This window comes from Pseudolabrys sp. FHR47 (assembly GCF_005153485.1).
Taxonomy (GTDB): Bacteria; Pseudomonadota; Alphaproteobacteria; order Rhizobiales; family Xanthobacteraceae; genus Pseudolabrys.
Map to the genome: position 1 here is coordinate 1,970,655 of NZ_CP039740.1, position 16,567 is coordinate 1,987,221.

The following is a 16,567-nucleotide window of genomic DNA, read 5'->3' on the forward strand; positions in this document are numbered from 1 at the left end:
CGCCTTTGTTTTGAATTTGCGGCCGGCGGCATGCCGGCATAGCGGAGAAGAATATGAACCAAGAGATCATGAATCTTTTCAGCCCGGCGACGCCGGCTCAGGTCTTCGACCAGATCCGCATCTCGATCGCGAGCCCTGAGAAGATTTTGTCGTGGTCCTACGGCGAAATCAAAAAGCCCGAAACGATCAACTACCGGACCTTCAAGCCCGAGCGCGACGGCCTGTTCTGCGCGCGCATCTTCGGGCCGATCAAGGACTACGAGTGCTTGTGCGGCAAGTACAAGCGCATGAAGTACAAGGGCATCATCTGCGAAAAGTGCTCGGTCGAAGTGACCTTGTCGCGCGTGCGCCGCGAGCGCATGGGCCACATCGAGCTCGCCGCGCCGGTTGCGCACATCTGGTTCCTGAAGTCGCTGCCGAGCCGCATCGGCATGCTGCTCGACATGACGCTCAAGGACCTCGAGCGCATCCTGTACTTCGAGTACTACGTCGTCCTCGAGCCGGGCCTGACCCCGCTCAAGGACCGTCAACTGCTGTCCGAGGACGAGTACCTCAAGGCGCAGGAAGAGTACGGCCCGGATTCCTTCACCGCCGCGATCGGCGCCGAGGCGATCCGTGAGCTGCTCAAGGGCATGGACCTCGAGAAGCTCCAGGTCGAGCTGCGCACCGAACTGTCCGAGACCGACAGCGACATCAAGAAGAAGAAGCTCGCCAAGCGTCTCAAGCTGATCGAGGCCTTCGTCGCCTCCGGCAACAAGCCGGAGTGGATGATCCTGACCGTGGTGCCGGTGATCCCGCCGGACCTGCGCCCGCTCGTCCCGCTGGACGGCGGCCGCTTCGCGACGTCCGATCTCAACGATCTCTATCGCCGCGTCATCAACCGTAACAACCGCCTGAAGCGGCTGATCGAGCTGCGCGCGCCGGACATCATCATCCGCAACGAAAAGCGCATGCTGCAGGAAGCGGTGGATGCGCTGTTCGACAACGGCCGCCGCGGCCGCGTCATCACCGGCGCCAACAAGCGTCCGCTGAAGTCGCTCGCCGACATGCTCAAGGGCAAGCAGGGCCGCTTCCGCCAGAACCTGCTCGGCAAGCGCGTCGACTATTCGGGCCGTTCGGTGATCGTGGTCGGTCCCGAGCTCAAGCTGCACCAGTGCGGCCTGCCGAAGAAGATGGCGCTCGAACTGTTCAAGCCGTTCATCTACTCGCGGCTCGACGCCAAGGGTCTGTCCACGACCGTGAAGCAGGCCAAGAAGCTGGTCGAAAAGGAAAAGCCGGAAGTCTGGGATATCCTCGACGAGGTCATCCGTGAACATCCGGTGCTGTTGAACCGCGCGCCGACCTTGCACCGCCTCGGCATCCAGGCCTTCGAGCCGGTGCTGATCGAAGGCAAGGCGATCCAGCTGCATCCGCTGGTCTGCGCCGCCTTCAACGCCGACTTCGACGGCGACCAGATGGCCGTGCACGTTCCGCTGTCGCTCGAAGCGCAGCTGGAAGCGCGCGTCCTGATGATGTCGACCAACAACATTCTGCATCCGGCGAACGGCCAGCCGATCATCGTGCCGTCGCAGGACATCGTGCTCGGCCTCTATTATCTGTCGCTGATCCGCGAAGGCTCGCCCGGCGAGGGCAAGCTGTTCGGCGACCTGGCCGAGATCGAGCACGCGCTGAACGTCAAGGCGATCTCGTTGCACTCCAAGATCAAGTATCGCTGGGAGGGCATCGACGCTGACGGCAAGCCGATCAAGAAGTGGTACGAGACGACGCCGGGCCGCGTGCTGCTCGGCAACGTGCTGCCCAAGAACGTTAAGGCGCCGTTCGACATCGTCAACAAGCTCATGACCAAGCGTGAGATTTCGGGGATGATCGACACGGTCTATCGCCACTGCGGTCAGAAGGAGACGGTGATCTTCTGCGATCGCATCATGGCGCTCGGCTTCTATCACGCCTTCAAGGCCGGCATTTCGTTCGGCAAGGACGACATGGTGGTGCCGGGTTCGAAGTGGGCGACCGTCGACAAGACGCGCGAGCTCGCCAAGGAGTTCGAGCAGCAGTACAACGACGGCCTCATCACCCAGGGCGAGAAGTACAACAAGGTCGTCGACGCCTGGTCGAAGTCCACCGACGCCATCGCCGAGGCGATGATGAAGGAGATCTCCGCGGTCAAGAAGGACAAGGAAGGCCGCGACATGCAGATCAACTCGATCTACATGATGGCCCACTCCGGCGCGCGCGGGTCGCCGGCCCAGATGCGTCAGCTCGCCGGCATGCGCGGCCTCATGGCCAAGCCGTCGGGTGAGATCATCGAGACGCCGATCATCTCGAACTTCAAGGAAGGCCTGTCCGTGCTCGAGTACTTCAACTCGACCCACGGCGCCCGCAAGGGTCTGGCCGACACCGCCTTGAAGACCGCGAACTCGGGCTATCTGACCCGTCGTCTCGTCGACGTGGCGCAGGACTGCATCATCACCGAGACCGATTGCGGCTCCACCAACGGCATCGCCGTTCGTGCCATCATCGATGCGGGCACCGTCGTCGCGCCGCTTGCGATCCGTATCCTCGGCCGCACCACGGCCGAAGACATCAAGGACCCGACCTCGGGCAACGTCGTGATCAAGGCCAACACCTTGCTCACCGAGCCGGAAGTCGATCGCGTCGTGAAGGCGGGCGTGCAGGAAGTGAAGATCCGCTCCGTGCTCACCTGCGAAACCAAGGTCGGCGTCTGCGGCGCCTGCTACGGTCGCGATCTGGCGCGCGGCACCCCGGTCAACATGGGCGAGGCGGTGGGCGTCATCGCCGCCCAGTCGATCGGCGAGCCGGGTACCCAGCTCACCATGCGTACGTTCCACATCGGCGGCGCCGCTCAGATCAACGAGCAGTCGTTCATCGAGTCGAACTTTGACGGCAAGATCGTCATCAAGAACAAGAACATTGCCCGCAACTCCGAAGGGCAGTCGATCGGCATGGTTCGCAACATGGTGGTGGCGGTGGTCGATCCCGACGGGACCGAGCGCGCCCATCACCGTATCCCTTACGGCGCGCGTATGCGCGTCGACGAGGGCGACCAGATCAAGCGCGGCCAGCGTATCGCCGAGTGGGATCCCTACACCCGTCCGATCCTCACCGAAGTCGACGGCACCGTCGATTTCGAGGACATGGTCGACGGTCTGTCGATGTCCGAACAGCTCGACGAATCGACCGGCATCGCCAAGCGCGTGGTCATCGACTGGCGTACGGGTTCGTCCCGTAACCAGGCGGACCTGCGTCCGGCCATGGTCGTCAAGGGCAAGGATGGCAGCATCCTCAAGCTCGCCCGCGGCGGCGAGGCGCGTTACCTGCTCGCGGTCGATGCGATTATCTCGGTCGACCCCGGCAGCACGGTGAAGGCGGGCGACATTCTCGCGCGTATTCCGACCGAGAGCGCCAAGACGCGCGACATCACCGGCGGTCTGCCGCGGGTGGCGGAGCTGTTCGAAGCGCGCAAGCCGAAGGATGCGGCGATCATCGCCGAGATCGGCGGCACGGTGCGGTTCGGCAAGGACTACAAGAACAAGCGCCGCATTACCATCGAGCCGACCGACAAGTCGCTCGAGCCGAAGGAGTATCTGATCCCGAAGGGCAAGCACATCCACTTGCAGGATGGCGACGTGCTCGAGAAGGGCGATTACATCGTCGAGGGCAACCCCGCTCCGCACGACATTCTCGCCATCAAGGGTGTCGAGGAGCTTGCGGCCTACCTGGTCAACGAAATTCAGGAGGTCTATCGGTTGCAGGGCGTTATGATCAACGACAAGCACATCGAGGTGATCGTTCGCCAGATGCTGCAGAAGGTCGAGATCACCGACGCCGGCGAGACCGATCTCCTGGCCAGCGAGCAGGTCGATCGCAGCGAGTTCGACGCGATCAACGCCAAGGCGGCCGAGGAGGGCAAGAAGCCCGCCGTCGGTCACCCGGTTCTGCTCGGTATCACCAAGGCGTCGCTGCAGACGCGGTCGTTCATCTCGGCGGCCTCGTTCCAGGAGACGACGCGCGTCCTCACCGAAGCCGCGGTCAACGGCAAGGCGGACACGCTCGACGGCCTCAAGGAGAACGTCATCGTTGGCCGCCTGATCCCGGCGGGTACCGGCGCCATGATGAACCAGCTCCGCGAAGTCGCCATGAAGCGCGATGCGCTGATCCTGGACGAGCGCGAGAAGTCGGCCGCCAAGCAGGCTGCCGCTCCGGTCGAAGCCCCGGCGCTGCCGATGCCGTCGGCGGAGTAAGCCGGCTGGTCCGTGGACCCGAGTCTACATCCAAAATCAAAGGCCGCCCTCCGGGGCGGCCTTTTTGTTTATGCGTTGTTGAGACCCCGACATGGCCGGCGCGGCGCGTTGCCGGCGTCAGAAAATCCTCAGAACCTTTGCCAAAATATCAGTCCGGCTTTCAGGACTCCTGGACGGAAAAGGAGGACTGCTGCGGCTCCAACTTGGGAGATTCGCGATGAAGCTGCACATCCTCACCCTTGCCGCCGCCGTGGCTGTCGGTGCCGTCATGGCTGCCGGTCCCGCCCGCGCCGATGCCAACGACGCTAAATGGGTGGCGCAATGCGTCAAGGACAACAAGGACGAAGGCCAGACCGTGGAGGTCATCACGTCCTACTGCACCTGCATGAACAACAAGATGTCGTCCGACGAGACGCGCTCGATCACGCAGTGGGAGAAGTCTCACAAGCGTGAGATGGAAGCCTGCTCTGCTCAGGCCGGCTGGAAGGGCCGCTGACGCGCCCAGCCGCGGAGCCTGTCACACGCCAGTAATCCATGAGCCGCTACACCGGCTCATGGACTGGTGGCAGACTGGCATCGTTTATCAAGTCTATCCGCGCTCGTTTCAGGACACGAACGGCGATGGTGTCGGCGATCTCAAGGGCATCGCGCAGCGCCTCGACTATATCGCTGGCCTTGGCGTCGACGCGGTGTGGCTGTCGCCTGTGTTCGTCTCGCCAATGGCCGACTTCGGCTACGACATCGCCGATCACAAAGCGATCGATCCTCTGTTCGGCACGCTCGTTGACTTCGATGCGCTGGTTGCTCGCGCGCACGCGCTCGGGCTGAAGATTATTCTCGACCTCGTCCCCAACCACACCTCGAACCGGCATCCGTGGTTTGTGGAAAGCCGGGTGTCGCGGCAGTCGGCCAAGCGAGACTGGTATATCTGGCGCAACGGCGCCCCCGAAGGCGGCCCGCCGAACAACTGGCTGTCGGAATTCGGCGGCTCCGCCTGGCAGCATGATGCGGCCACTGACCAGTACTACTACCACGCCTTCCTGAAGGAGCAGCCGGACCTCAACTGGCGCAATGCCGAGGTGCGTTGCGCCATGCACGAGGTCATGCGCTTCTGGCTTGATCGCGGCGTCGATGGCTTCCGCGTCGACGTAATGTGGCACCTGATGAAGGACGAAGCCTTTCGCGACAATCCGCTCAATCCGGATTGGAAGGAAGGCGAGGCGGATTACCGGCGCAATCTGCCGGTCCATTCGACCGACCGGCCGGAGGTGCATGAGATCGTCCGCGGCCTGCGGGCGGTGGTGGACGAGTATCCAGGGCGGGTCCTGATCGGAGAAATCTACCTGCCGGTCGAGAGGCTGGTCGCCTACTACGGCGAAAACCTCTCAGGCGCGCATCTGCCGTTCAATTTCTCGCTCATCGAGACGCGTTGGGAAGCCGGCGCCATCGCCGCCCTGATCGAGCGCTACGAGGCGGCCTTGCCGCCGGGAGCCTGGCCGACCTGGGTGCTCGGCAATCACGACCGGCCACGCCTGGCGAGCCGCATCGGAGACGCGCAGGCGAGGGTGGCGGCCATGCTGCTGCTGACGCTTCGGGGTACGCCGACGCTCTATTACGGCGACGAGCTTGGCCTGCCTCAGGTGGACATCCCGCCAGGGCTCGTGCGCGATCCCTGGGGGCGCAACGTACCGGGGCAGGGCCGGGATGGGTGCCGGACGCCGATGCCGTGGGATGTAGGCCCGTTTTCCGGGTTTTCGGCGGTCGAGCCGTGGTTACCGCTCAATCCGGACGCGGGGATTCGCAATGTCGCGAAGCAAGACAGCGATTCTACCTCTTTGCTCACCCTCTACCGGCGGCTGATCGCCCTCCGGCGGAGCGAACCGGCGCTCAACCGCGGCAACTATCGGCCACTGGCCCAGTCGGACAAAGCACTGGCCTTCGTCCGGGTGGCGGAGGGTGCCTGGTGGGTCGTCGCGCTCAATTTTACCGGCGAGCAGACAGAATTGTATTTTAAATCAATGGATTGGGCCGGGCATGTGGCCTTGGGAACCTTGCCGGACCGGGACGGCGAAGTGGTAGGGGACCGCATCGTCTTGCGCCCGAACGAAGGCCTCCTCATATGTTGCAAAGGCTGAGCCGTTTGCGATGCAAAGCTGCGTGCGGCTTAGTGTTTTCGGGGCTTTTTCGCCTTGACTTCAACCGACCCTGCCGATACACACCACCCACTTTTCGACAGGCGGTGAGCTTCGTCTGATCGGAACGGCCGCCCGGGCCATCCACTGAAAATCCTACAGGTTTTCGCGGGTTTCCGGCGCCTTCGCCTCGATCAAAGAAGCTCAAACGCTGTCGCTGACAGCCACTGTCAGTTCAGACGTGAACGGATGCTCGTCATCTCGCGATGGCGCGCCTTCGTCAGAACGGGAAAGCGCCCCCGCTGATTGAAAGCGGATGGCGCGATTTCGTTTTGCGTGCGGACAACGCACGGAAAGAGAACGCGCGGCCTTCGCGGGCCGCACGACGACGATGCCGGGCGCACACCTCTTACGGGACGCGCTCACAACAATTCCGGACCTGCAAAGGTTCAACACGTAACGAAGGCGAACGATGCCGACGATCAACCAGTTGATTGCGAACCCGCGCCACCCGCTCAAGGCGCGCAACAAGGTGCCGGCGCTGCAGGCGTCCCCGCAGAAGCGTGGCGTGTGCACCCGCGTCTATACGACGACCCCGAAGAAGCCGAACTCGGCGCTTCGTAAGGTCGCCAAGGTTCGTTTGACCAACGGCTTCGAAGTCATCGGCTACATCCCGGGCGAGGGTCATAACCTCCAGGAGCACTCGGTGGTCATGATCCGTGGCGGTCGCGTGAAGGACTTGCCGGGCGTCCGCTATCACATCCTGCGCGGCGTGCTCGACACGCAGGGCGTCAAGAACCGCAAGCAGCGCCGTTCGAAATACGGCGCGAAGCGTCCGAAGTAAGGGGTCCGCACATGTCCCGCCGTCACGCCGCAGAGAAGCGCGAAATCATCCCGGATCCGAAGTACGGGAACATCGTCGTTTCGAAGTTCATGAACGCCGTCATGTACGACGGCAAGAAGTCGGTCGCCGAAACGATCGTCTATGGCGCGCTCTCGACCATCGAAGCGAAGACCAAGGCCAATCCGCTGACCGTCTTCCAGCAGGCGCTCGACAACGTGATGCCCTCGATCGAGGTTCGCTCGCGTCGCGTCGGCGGCGCCACCTATCAGGTGCCGGTCGAAGTCCGCACGACTCGCCGTCAGGCTCTCGGCATCCGCTGGATCATCAACGCCGCCCGCGATCGCAACGAGCGCACCATGACCGAGCGTCTCTCGGCCGAGCTGCTCGATGCCTCGAACAACCGCGGCAATGCCGTCAAGAAGCGCGAAGACACGCACAAGATGGCGGAAGCCAACCGCGCGTTCTCGCACTACCGCTGGTAACAGCGGCGCAAGCATTCAGGAACGACGACTATGGCTCGCGCTCACGAAATCCAGAATTACCGCAACTTCGGCATCATGGCCCACATCGATGCGGGCAAGACGACGACGACCGAGCGGATTCTCTATTACACCGGCAAGTCGCACAAGATCGGCGAAGTGCACGAAGGTGCCGCGACGATGGACTGGATGGAGCAGGAGCAGGAGCGCGGCATCACCATCACGTCGGCCGCGACGACCGCTTTCTGGAACGGCAAGCGCCTGAACATCATCGACACCCCCGGCCACGTCGACTTCACCATTGAAGTCGAGCGTTCGCTGCGCGTGCTCGACGGTGCCGTCGTTGTGCTCGACGGCAACCAGGGCGTCGAGCCGCAGACCGAGACCGTCTGGCGTCAGGGCGACAAATATCGCGTGCCGCGCATCGTCTTCGCCAACAAGATGGATAAGACGGGCGCCGACTTCTACAAGTGTCTGGACGATATCGTCGACCGCCTCGGCGCCAAGCCGATTGCGATCCAGCTGCCGATCGGCGCGGAAAACAATTTCACCGGCATGGTCGATCTCGTGATCATGAAGGCTTACGTCTGGAACAACGAGGCGCTCGGCGCCAAGTTCGACACCGTCGACATTCCGGCCGACCTTGCCGACAAGGCGAAGGAATATCGCGAGAAGATGGTCGAAGCCGCCGTCGAACTCGACGACGATGCGCTGACCGCGTTTCTCGACGGCAAGGAGCCGGACGTCGATACGCTGAAGAAGCTCATCCGCAAGGCCGTCATCACCGGCGCCTTCTATCCGGTGCTCTGCGGCTCGGCCTTCAAGAACAAGGGCGTGCAGCCGCTGCTCGACGCGGTCGTCGATTATCTGCCGTCGCCGCTCGACGTGCCGGCGATTAAGGGCATCGATCCGGACAAGAATAACGAAGAGACCACCCGTGAGCCGAAGGACGAGGCGCCGTTGTCGCTGCTGGCGTTCAAGATCATGGACGACCCCTTCGTCGGCACCATCACCTTCTGCCGCATCTATTCCGGCACGCTGATGAGCGGCACCGGCGTCATCAACTCGACCAAAGAGCGTAAAGAGCGCATTGGCCGTATGTTGTTGATGCATGCCAACAACCGTGAAGACATCAAGGAAGCCTATGCCGGCGATATCGTCGCGCTGGCCGGCCTGAAGGAAACCCGCACCGGCGATACGTTGTGCGATCCGAAGGCCCCGGTGATCCTCGAGAAGATGGAGTTCCCCGAGCCGGTCATCGAAATCGCCATCGAGCCGAAGTCGAAGGCCGACCAGGAAAAGCTCGGCGTTGCGCTCGCCAAGCTCGCCGCGGAAGATCCGTCGTTCCGCGTGTCGACCGACCAGGAGAGTGGCCAGACCATCCTCAAGGGCATGGGCGAACTCCATCTCGACATCAAGGTCGACATCCTGAAGCGCACCTACAAGGTCGACGCCAACATTGGCGCGCCGCAGGTGGCGTTCCGCGAAAAGATCACCAAGCCGGCCGAAGTGGATTACACCCACAAGAAGCAGACCGGCGGTTCGGGCCAGTTCGCGCGCGTCAAGATCATCGCCGAGCCGACCGAGCCGGGCACGCCGTTCGCATTCGAGAACGAGATCGTCGGCGGCGCGGTGCCGAAGGAGTTCATCCCGGGCGTCGAGAAGGGTCTCGAGTCGGTGCTGAACTCGGGCATCCTGGCCGGCTTCCCGGTGGTGGACCTCAAGGTTCGCCTCGTGGACGGCAACTATCACGACGTCGACTCGTCGGCGCTCGCCTTCGAAATCGCTTCGCGCGCGGCGCTGCGTGAAGCCATGCAGAAGGCCAAGCCGGTTCTGCTCGAGCCGATCATGAAGGTCGAAGTGGTGACCCCGGAAGACTACACCGGCTCGGTCATCGGCGACCTGAACTCGCGGCGCGGCCAGATCCAGGGCCAGGACATGCGCGGCAACGCCAACGTGATCAACGCGATGGTGCCGCTGATGAACATGTTCGGTTACGTCAACACGTTGCGGTCCATGTCTCAGGGCCGCGCGACCTTCACCATGCAATTCGACCATTACGCTGAACTGCCCGCCAACGTGTCGGCGGAAGTTCAAAAGAAGTTCGCGTAATCGGCGATCAACAAACTCTAGGTTTCTGAACGGAGAGATCCATGGCCAAAGAGAAATTCAACCGCAATAAGCCGCACTGCAACATCGGCACCATCGGTCACGTCGACCACGGCAAGACGTCGCTGACCGCGGCGATCACCAAGGTGCTCGCTGAGACCGGCGGCGCGACCTTTACGGCCTACGACCAGATCGACAAGGCGCCGGAAGAGAAGGCGCGCGGCATCACCATCTCGACCGCTCACGTCGAGTACGAGACGACGAACCGCCACTACGCCCACGTCGACTGCCCCGGCCACGCCGACTATGTGAAGAACATGATCACCGGCGCCGCGCAGATGGACGGCGCGATCCTGGTCGTGTCGGCTGCCGACGGCCCGATGCCGCAGACCCGCGAGCACATCCTGCTCGCCCGCCAGGTCGGCGTGCCGGCGATCGTCGTGTTCATGAACAAGTGCGACATGGTCGACGATCCGGAACTGCTCGAGCTCGTCGAGCTCGAAGTCCGTGAGCTCCTGTCGAAGTACCAGTTCCCGGGCGACAAGATCCCGATCATCAAGGGCTCGGCCCTGATGGCGCTGGAAGACAAGGATCCGAAGCTCGGCAAGGAAGCCATCCTCGAGCTGATGAAGAACGTCGACGAATACATCCCGCAGCCGGAGCGTCCGGTCGACCTGCCGTTCCTGATGCCGGTCGAAGACGTGTTCTCGATCTCGGGCCGCGGCACCGTCTGCACCGGCCGTGTCGAGCGCGGCATCGTCAAGGTTGGCGAGGAAGTCGAAATCGTCGGCATCAAGCCGACGCAGAAGACCACCGTCACCGGCGTCGAAATGTTCCGCAAGCTGCTCGATCAGGGCCAGGCCGGCGACAACATCGGCGCGCTGCTCCGCGGCACCAAGCGCGAGGAAGTCGAGCGCGGCCAGGTGCTCTGCAAGCCGGGTTCGGTCAAGCCGCACACCAAGTTCAAGGCTGAGGCTTACATCCTCACCAAGGAAGAGGGCGGCCGTCATACGCCGTTCTTCACCAACTACCGTCCGCAGTTCTACTTCCGCACCACCGACGTGACCGGTGTCGTGCACCTGCCGGCCGGCACCGAAATGGTGATGCCGGGCGACAACGTCGCCATGGAAGTGCACCTGATCGTGCCGATCGCGATGGAAGAGAAGCTGCGCTTCGCCATCCGTGAAGGCGGCCGCACCGTCGGCGCCGGCGTCGTGGCGTCGATCATCGAGTAAGCAAGTCGCTTGGGCCCCCGTCCGAACAGGGCGGGGGCTCGGCAATCCTGAATGTGCGCGGGACAAACCGTTTCCCGTGTCCGGGCAGGGACAACGAGCAGGTAGCGAATACTGGATCATCCGTTTGAACGGATGATGACAGTCCAGAGAGACAGACAAATGAACGGCCAGAATATTCGGATCCGGCTCAAGGCGTTCGACCATCGCGTGCTCGATGCGTCGACGCGCGAGATCGTCAACACCGCCAAGCGCACCGGCGCGCAGGTGCGTGGGCCGATTCCGCTGCCGACGCGCATCGAGAAGTTCACCGTGAACCGCTCGCCGCACGTCGACAAGAAGAGCCGTGAACAGTTCGAGATGCGCACGCACAAGCGTCTCTTGGACATCGTCGATCCGACGCCGCAGACAGTGGACGCGCTGATGAAGCTCGACCTGGCGGCCGGTGTCGACGTCGAGATCAAGCTGTAAGGCCGGGTGAAGGATTAGAAAGATGCGCACGGGTGTCGTCGCACAAAAAGTGGGTATGACCCGGCTGTTCACCGATGGCGGTGAGCACGTTCCGGTCACGGTTCTCCGTCTCGCGGAGTGCCAGGTCGTTGCCCACCGTTCCAAGGACAAGGACGGTTACGTCGCGCTGCAGCTCGGTTCGAGCTCGCGTCGCGCTGGCAACATGAGCAAGGCCGATCGCGGCTACTTCGCCAAGGCGAAGGTCGAGCCGAAGCGCAAGCTCGCCGAATTCCGCGTCGACGAAGCCGGGCTGATCCCGGTGGGCGCGGAAATCACCGCCGACCACTTCATCGAAGGCCAGTTCGTCGATGTCTGCGGCATCTCGGTTGGTAAGGGCTTTGCCGGCGGCATGAAGCGCTGGAACTTCCGCGGTCTGCGCGCCTCGCACGGCGTGTCGATCTCGCACCGTTCGATCGGTTCGACCGGCGGCCGTCAGGACCCGGGCAAGACCTTCAAGAACAAGAAGATGGCGGGCCACATGGGCTCCGACCGTGTCACCACGCTCAACCTCAAGGTCGCCAAGATCGACGTCGCGCGCGGCCTGATCATGGTCGAAGGCGCGGTGCCGGGCTCCAAGGGTGGCTGGATCACCGTGCGTGACGCGGTGAAGAAGAAGCTGCCGAAGGAAGCCGCCAAGCCGGGCAAGTTCCGCCTGGCTGAAAGCGCCGAGGCTCCGGCCCCCGAGGCCGCCGCCGAGAAGGAGGGCGCATAACATGGATCTCAAGATCACCACGCTGGAAGGCAAGGAAGCGGGCTCGGTGAAGGTGTCGGACGACATCTTCGGCCTCGAGCCGCGCGCCGACATCATTCAGCGCTGCGTCAACTGGCAGCTCGCCCGCCGTCAGCGCGGTACGCACAAGACCAAGGATCGTTCCGAGGTCTGGCGCACCGGCAAGAAGATGTACGGCCAGAAGGGTACCGGTGGCGCCCGTCACGGTTCGGCTCGCGTGCCGCAGTTCCGCGGCGGCGGTCGTGCCTTCGGTCCGGTCGTGCGCAGCCATGCCATCGACCTGCCGAAGAAGGTGCGCGCTCTCGCGCTCAAGCACGCTCTGTCGTCGAAGGCCAAGGACGGCGCCATTCTTATCGTGGACAAGGCTTCGCTCGCCGAAGCCAAGACCAAGGCGCTCGCCGCGCAGTTCGGCAAGCTGTCGCTGGCCAATGCGCTGATCATCGACGGCGCCGAGCTCGAGGCGAACTTCGCCATCGCGGCGCGCAACATCCCGAACATCGACGTGCTGCCGATCCAGGGCATCAACGTCTACGACATCATGCGGCGCAAGACGCTGGTCCTCACCAAGGCCGCCGTCGACGCGCTGGAGGCGCGGTTCAAATGAGCACCAGCGATCCCCGTCATTACGACGTCATTCTCTCGCCCGTGATCACCGAAAAGGCGACCATGGCGTCGGAGTTCAACAAGGTGACCTTCAAGGTCCGTCGCGACGCGACCAAGCCGCAGATCAAGGAAGCGGTTGAGAAGCTGTTCGACGTGAAGGTCAAGAACGTCAACACGCTGGTGCGCCAGGGCAAGATCAAGGCGTTCCGCAATAGGCTCGGACAGCAGTCCGACGTGAAGCGCGCTGTTGTGACCCTCGAAGAGGGCCACCGCATCGACGTGACCACGGGTCTGTAAGAGGTCGGCGATGGCACTCAAGACATATAATCCGACGACCCCGAGCCAGCGTCACCTGATCAGTGTCGATCGCACGACGCTGTACAAGGGCGCGCCGGTGAAGGCGCTCACCGAAGGTCAGCACTCGACCGGCGGCCGCAACAATCACGGCCGCATCACGTCGCGTTTCCGCGGCGGCGGTCACAAGCAGGCTTATCGCGTCATCGATTTCCGCCGCGCCAAGAAGGACATGGTGGCGACGGTCGAGCGTCTCGAATACGATCCGAACCGCACGGCGTTCATCGCGCTGATCAAGTACGAGGACGGCGAGCTCTCCTACATCCTGGCGCCGCAGCGTCTGGCCCCGGGCGACAAGGTGGTCTCGGCGGACCAGGCCGACGTGAAGCCGGGCAATGCGATGCCGCTCGGCGCGATTCCGGTCGGCACCATCGTGCACAACGTCGAACTCAAGATCGGCAAGGGCGGCCAGCTCGCGCGTTCGGCCGGCACCTACGTTCAGATCGTCGGCCGCGACCAGGATTACGTCATCCTGCGTCTGTCGACCTCGGAGCAGCGCCTGGTTCACGGCCGCTGCATGGCCACGATCGGCGCGGTGTCGAACCCCGACAACATGAACACGACGATCGGCAAGGCCGGCCGTCAGCGCTGGCGCGGCCGCATGCCGCACAACCGCGGCATCATGATGAACCCGGTCGACCATCCGCATGGCGGCCGTACCAAGGGCGGCAAGCACTGGGTCACCCCGTGGGGCAAGCCGACCAAGGGCGCCAAGACGCGCAAGAACAAGCGCACCAACAAATTCATTATGGTCAGCCGTCACGACCGTAAGAAGAAGCAGCAGTAGGATTTGCAGCGATGACCCGTTCAGCCTGGAAAGGCCCGTTCGTTGACGGCTTTCTGCTCAAGAAAGCGGAAGCCGCGCGCGCGTCCGGCCGCCACGACATGATCAAGATCTGGAGCCGGCGCTCGACCATCCTGCCGCAGTTCGTCGGCCTGCACTTCACCGTCTACAACGGCCAGAAGCACGTTCCGGTGCTGGTGACCGAGGAGATGGTGGGCCACAAGTTCGGCGAGTTCTCGCCGAGCCGCACGTTCCACGGCCACAGCGCCGACCGCAAGGCGAAGAAGGCCTGAGGATAGAGATATGGGCAAGCGTTCACGCGATCGGGACCTCCCGAACAACGAAGCCAAGGCGGTGACCCGCAACATCCGGGTGTCGCCGCAGAAGCTCAATCTCGTCGCGCAGATGATCCGCGGCAAGAAGGTCGCGGGCGCGCTCGCCGACCTCGAATTCTCGCGCAAGCGCATCGCCAAGGATGTGCGCAAGTGCCTCGAGTCGGCGATCGCCAACGCCGAGAACAATCATGACCTCGACGTCGACGATCTCATCGTCGCCGAGGCTCACGTCGGAAAGTCGCTCGTCATGAAGCGCTTTTCCCCACGCGGCCGCGGCCGCGTCGGTCAAATTCTGAAGCCGTTTTCGCATCTGACGATCGTCGTTCGTCAGGTCGAAGCCGCGGCTAAGGCCTGAGGAGGCTTCATTGGGTCAAAAAATCAATCCGATCGGTCTGCGCCTCGGCATCAACCGGACCTGGGATTCGCGCTGGTTCGCGAACAAGACCGAGTACGGCACGCTGCTGCACGAGGACATCAAGATCCGCGAGGCTCTGATGAAGGAGCTGAAGCAGGCCGCGGTGTCCAAGATCATCATCGAGCGACCGCACAAGAAGTGCCGCGTCACCGTTCACTCGGCCCGTCCGGGCGTCGTGATCGGCAAGAAGGGCGCCGACATCGAGAAGCTGCGCAAGACCGTTGCCAAGCTGACCGACAGCGACGTCGTCATCAACATCGTCGAAATCCGCAAGCCGGAGCTCGACGCGCAGCTGGTCGCCGAGTCGATCGCGCAGCAGCTCGAGCGCCGCGTCGCGTTCCGCCGTGCCATGAAGCGCGCCGTGCAGTCGGCGATGCGTCTCGGCGCCGAAGGCATCCGCATCAACTGCTCGGGCCGCCTCGGCGGTTCGGAAATCGCGCGCATGGAGTGGTACCGCGAAGGCCGCGTGCCGCTGCACACCTTGCGCGCCGACGTCGATTACGGCGTCGCCACGGCTTTCACCACGTTCGGCACCTGCGGCGTCAAGGTCTGGATCTTCAAGGGCGAAATCCTCGAGCACGATCCGATGGCGCAGGACAAGAAGCTCGCCGAAGGCGACACCGGCGGCCGTTCGCGCCGTGAAAACGCGGCGTAAGAGATAGAGTCATGCTGCAGCCAAAGAAAACCAAGTTCCGCAAGGCCTTCAAGGGCCGCATCCACGGCTCCGCCTCTTCGGGCGCCACGCTGGCCTTCGGCCAGTACGGCCTCAAGGCGCTCGAGCCGGAGCGCGTCAGCGCGCGCCAGATCGAGGCCGCCCGCCGTGCGCTGACCCGCTTCATGAAGCGCGCCGGCCGCGTCTGGATTCGCGTGTTCCCGGACGTGCCGGTGTCGAAGAAGCCGATCGAAGTCCGCATGGGCAAGGGCAAGGGTTCGCCCGAGCTCTGGGTGGTGCGCGTCAAGCCGGGCAAGATCCTGTTCGAGGTCGACGGCATCAGCCCGGCCATCGCCAAGGAAGCCCTGGCGCTCGCCGCAGCCAAGCTGCCGGTCAAGACCCGTTTCATTGAACGTATCGCCGAGTGACGACCATGAAAGCCTCCGACGCCCGAGTGATGACACTCGACCAGATCGACGACGAAGTGCTCAAGCTCAAGAAGGAGCAGTTCAATCTGCGCTTTCAGCGGGCCACGGGTCAGCTCGAGAACACCGCGCGCGTGCGCGTCATCCGCCGCGACATCGCGCGGCTGAAGACGATCGCCTCGCAGAAGCGGGCAGGCGAGACCCCGGCCGTCAAGGCCGAGGCTCAGAAGTCCGCCAAGCCGGTCGCGAAGTCGCGCCGCCTGAAGGCTTCGCGTCCGTCGCCGGCCCGTGAGCCGGCGCGCGCGATCGCCAACAAGCCCAACAAGACGAAGAAGAAGTAAGGGGTCAAAGATGCCGAAGCGTACCCTTCAGGGTGTCGTCGTCAGCGACAAGCAGGCCAAGACCATTGTCGTTCAGGTCGACCGGCGCTTTGCCCACCCGACCATGGGCAAGGTTGTTCGCCGTTCGAAGAAATACCACGCGCACGACGAGAAGAACGAGTTCAAAGTCGGCGACAAGGTGTGGATCGAAGAGCGCCGTCCGCTCTCCAAGCTCAAGAGCTGGGAAGTGATCCGCGGCGAGAAGAAAGCCAAGGTCTGACGACCGAGGTTCGACGCGAAGCGCCGCAATGCGCTTCGCCGATGAAGACGAATAGAAATTAATGGGGCCGTGGTCTTAAGGGGCCGCCCGCCCGCAAGGAA

17 protein-coding genes and 1 pseudogene are annotated in these 16,567 nt (G+C 63.3%); all 18 read left to right on the top strand.

Translation table 11 applies throughout. From position 1 onward, the window contains the following. Positions 1 to 53: 53 nt before the first annotated feature. On the top strand, positions 54 to 4,262 hold the full coding sequence (gene rpoC / locus E8Q40_RS09635; protein WP_137044170.1) for a DNA-directed RNA polymerase subunit beta': 4,209 nt from the start codon (positions 54 to 56) through the stop codon (positions 4,260 to 4,262). 217 nt (positions 4,263 to 4,479) lie between these two features. Then, positions 4,480 to 4,758, top strand: coding sequence for a hypothetical protein (locus tag E8Q40_RS09640; protein ID WP_137044171.1), 279 nt, complete (start codon positions 4,480 to 4,482; stop codon positions 4,756 to 4,758). Between the two features lie 58 nt (positions 4,759 to 4,816). After that, entirely contained in the window at positions 4,817 to 6,397 is a 1,581-nt protein-coding gene (locus E8Q40_RS09645; RefSeq protein ID WP_137044172.1) for an alpha-amylase family glycosyl hydrolase, read from the top strand. Positions 6,398 to 6,866: 469 nt separating this feature from the next. Further along, positions 6,867 to 7,238: a 30S ribosomal protein S12 gene (gene rpsL / locus E8Q40_RS09650; RefSeq protein WP_056910737.1), complete on the top strand. Its 372-nt coding sequence runs from the start codon at positions 6,867 to 6,869 to the stop codon at positions 7,236 to 7,238. An 11-nt stretch (positions 7,239 to 7,249) separates the two neighbouring features. Next, positions 7,250 to 7,720 carry a 30S ribosomal protein S7 gene (rpsG, locus tag E8Q40_RS09655; protein WP_137044173.1) on the top strand — a complete coding sequence of 157 codons (471 nt, stop codon included), beginning with the start codon at positions 7,250 to 7,252 and terminating at the stop codon, positions 7,718 to 7,720. Between the two features lie 30 nt (positions 7,721 to 7,750). Continuing rightward, on the top strand, positions 7,751 to 9,829 hold the full coding sequence (gene fusA, locus E8Q40_RS09660; protein WP_137044174.1) for an elongation factor G: 2,079 nt from the start codon (positions 7,751 to 7,753) through the stop codon (positions 9,827 to 9,829). A gap of 41 nt (positions 9,830 to 9,870) precedes the next feature. Next, positions 9,871 to 11,061, top strand: coding sequence for an elongation factor Tu (tuf, locus tag E8Q40_RS09665; RefSeq protein ID WP_137044175.1), 1,191 nt, complete (start codon positions 9,871 to 9,873; stop codon positions 11,059 to 11,061). Between the two features lie 159 nt (positions 11,062 to 11,220). Beyond that, positions 11,221 to 11,529: a 30S ribosomal protein S10 gene (gene rpsJ / locus E8Q40_RS09670; protein ID WP_056910741.1), complete on the top strand. Its 309-nt coding sequence runs from the start codon at positions 11,221 to 11,223 to the stop codon at positions 11,527 to 11,529. Between the two features lie 22 nt (positions 11,530 to 11,551). Further along, positions 11,552 to 12,280, top strand: coding sequence for a 50S ribosomal protein L3 (rplC, locus tag E8Q40_RS09675; protein ID WP_137044176.1), 729 nt, complete (start codon positions 11,552 to 11,554; stop codon positions 12,278 to 12,280). Position 12,281: 1 nt separating this feature from the next. Beyond that, positions 12,282 to 12,902, top strand: coding sequence for a 50S ribosomal protein L4 (gene rplD, locus E8Q40_RS09680; protein WP_137044177.1), 621 nt, complete (start codon positions 12,282 to 12,284; stop codon positions 12,900 to 12,902). Next, the gene (locus tag E8Q40_RS09685) at positions 12,899 to 13,198 is read left to right on the top strand and encodes a 50S ribosomal protein L23 (protein WP_115517436.1); all 300 of its coding nucleotides are present in this window, start codon (positions 12,899 to 12,901) and stop codon (positions 13,196 to 13,198) included. The genes rplD and E8Q40_RS09685 overlap by 4 nt, the downstream gene beginning before the upstream one ends. A gap of 10 nt (positions 13,199 to 13,208) precedes the next feature. Further along, positions 13,209 to 14,042 (top strand): 50S ribosomal protein L2, encoded by an 834-nt coding sequence (gene rplB / locus E8Q40_RS09690; RefSeq protein ID WP_137044178.1) that lies wholly within the window; start codon positions 13,209 to 13,211, stop codon positions 14,040 to 14,042. 11 nt (positions 14,043 to 14,053) lie between these two features. After that, positions 14,054 to 14,332 (top strand): 30S ribosomal protein S19, encoded by a 279-nt coding sequence (gene rpsS, locus E8Q40_RS09695; RefSeq protein WP_137044179.1) that lies wholly within the window; start codon positions 14,054 to 14,056, stop codon positions 14,330 to 14,332. A 10-nt stretch (positions 14,333 to 14,342) separates the two neighbouring features. Beyond that, positions 14,343 to 14,729, top strand: coding sequence for a 50S ribosomal protein L22 (gene rplV / locus E8Q40_RS09700; protein ID WP_137044180.1), 387 nt, complete (start codon positions 14,343 to 14,345; stop codon positions 14,727 to 14,729). A 10-nt stretch (positions 14,730 to 14,739) separates the two neighbouring features. Beyond that, a complete protein-coding gene (gene rpsC / locus E8Q40_RS09705; RefSeq protein WP_137044181.1) occupies positions 14,740 to 15,444 on the top strand; it encodes a 30S ribosomal protein S3 in 705 nt (234 codons plus the stop codon). 11 nt (positions 15,445 to 15,455) lie between these two features. After that, positions 15,456 to 15,869: a 50S ribosomal protein L16 gene (rplP, locus tag E8Q40_RS09710; protein WP_137044182.1), complete on the top strand. Its 414-nt coding sequence runs from the start codon at positions 15,456 to 15,458 to the stop codon at positions 15,867 to 15,869. 5 nt (positions 15,870 to 15,874) lie between these two features. Beyond that, positions 15,875 to 16,069, top strand: a pseudogene (gene rpmC, locus E8Q40_RS22220) (50S ribosomal protein L29); the annotation flags it as partial. Between the two features lie 148 nt (positions 16,070 to 16,217). Then, positions 16,218 to 16,466, top strand: coding sequence for a 30S ribosomal protein S17 (gene rpsQ, locus E8Q40_RS09720; protein ID WP_137044184.1), 249 nt, complete (start codon positions 16,218 to 16,220; stop codon positions 16,464 to 16,466). Positions 16,467 to 16,567: the final 101 nt, after the last annotated feature.

Excerpts from the sequence above, each read along its gene's own strand:
- rpoC (WP_137044170.1), top strand. The coding sequence starts at position 54 with ATGAACCAAGAGATCATGAATCTTTTCAGCCCGGCGACGCCGGCTCAG.
- E8Q40_RS09640 (WP_137044171.1), top strand. The coding sequence starts at position 4,480 with ATGAAGCTGCACATCCTCACCCTTGCCGCCGCCGTGGCTGTCGGTGCC.
- E8Q40_RS09645 (WP_137044172.1), top strand. The coding sequence starts at position 4,817 with ATGGACTGGTGGCAGACTGGCATCGTTTATCAAGTCTATCCGCGCTCG.
- rpsL (WP_056910737.1), top strand. The coding sequence starts at position 6,867 with ATGCCGACGATCAACCAGTTGATTGCGAACCCGCGCCACCCGCTCAAG.
- rpsG (WP_137044173.1), top strand. The coding sequence starts at position 7,250 with ATGTCCCGCCGTCACGCCGCAGAGAAGCGCGAAATCATCCCGGATCCG.
- fusA (WP_137044174.1), top strand. The coding sequence starts at position 7,751 with ATGGCTCGCGCTCACGAAATCCAGAATTACCGCAACTTCGGCATCATG.
- tuf (WP_137044175.1), top strand. The coding sequence starts at position 9,871 with ATGGCCAAAGAGAAATTCAACCGCAATAAGCCGCACTGCAACATCGGC.
- rpsJ (WP_056910741.1), top strand. The coding sequence starts at position 11,221 with ATGAACGGCCAGAATATTCGGATCCGGCTCAAGGCGTTCGACCATCGC.
- rplC (WP_137044176.1), top strand. The coding sequence starts at position 11,552 with ATGCGCACGGGTGTCGTCGCACAAAAAGTGGGTATGACCCGGCTGTTC.
- rplD (WP_137044177.1), top strand. The coding sequence starts at position 12,282 with ATGGATCTCAAGATCACCACGCTGGAAGGCAAGGAAGCGGGCTCGGTG.
- E8Q40_RS09685 (WP_115517436.1), top strand. The coding sequence starts at position 12,899 with ATGAGCACCAGCGATCCCCGTCATTACGACGTCATTCTCTCGCCCGTG.
- rplB (WP_137044178.1), top strand. The coding sequence starts at position 13,209 with ATGGCACTCAAGACATATAATCCGACGACCCCGAGCCAGCGTCACCTG.
- rpsS (WP_137044179.1), top strand. The coding sequence starts at position 14,054 with ATGACCCGTTCAGCCTGGAAAGGCCCGTTCGTTGACGGCTTTCTGCTC.
- rplV (WP_137044180.1), top strand. The coding sequence starts at position 14,343 with ATGGGCAAGCGTTCACGCGATCGGGACCTCCCGAACAACGAAGCCAAG.
- rplP (WP_137044182.1), top strand. The coding sequence starts at position 15,456 with ATGCTGCAGCCAAAGAAAACCAAGTTCCGCAAGGCCTTCAAGGGCCGC.
- rpsQ (WP_137044184.1), top strand. The coding sequence starts at position 16,218 with ATGCCGAAGCGTACCCTTCAGGGTGTCGTCGTCAGCGACAAGCAGGCC.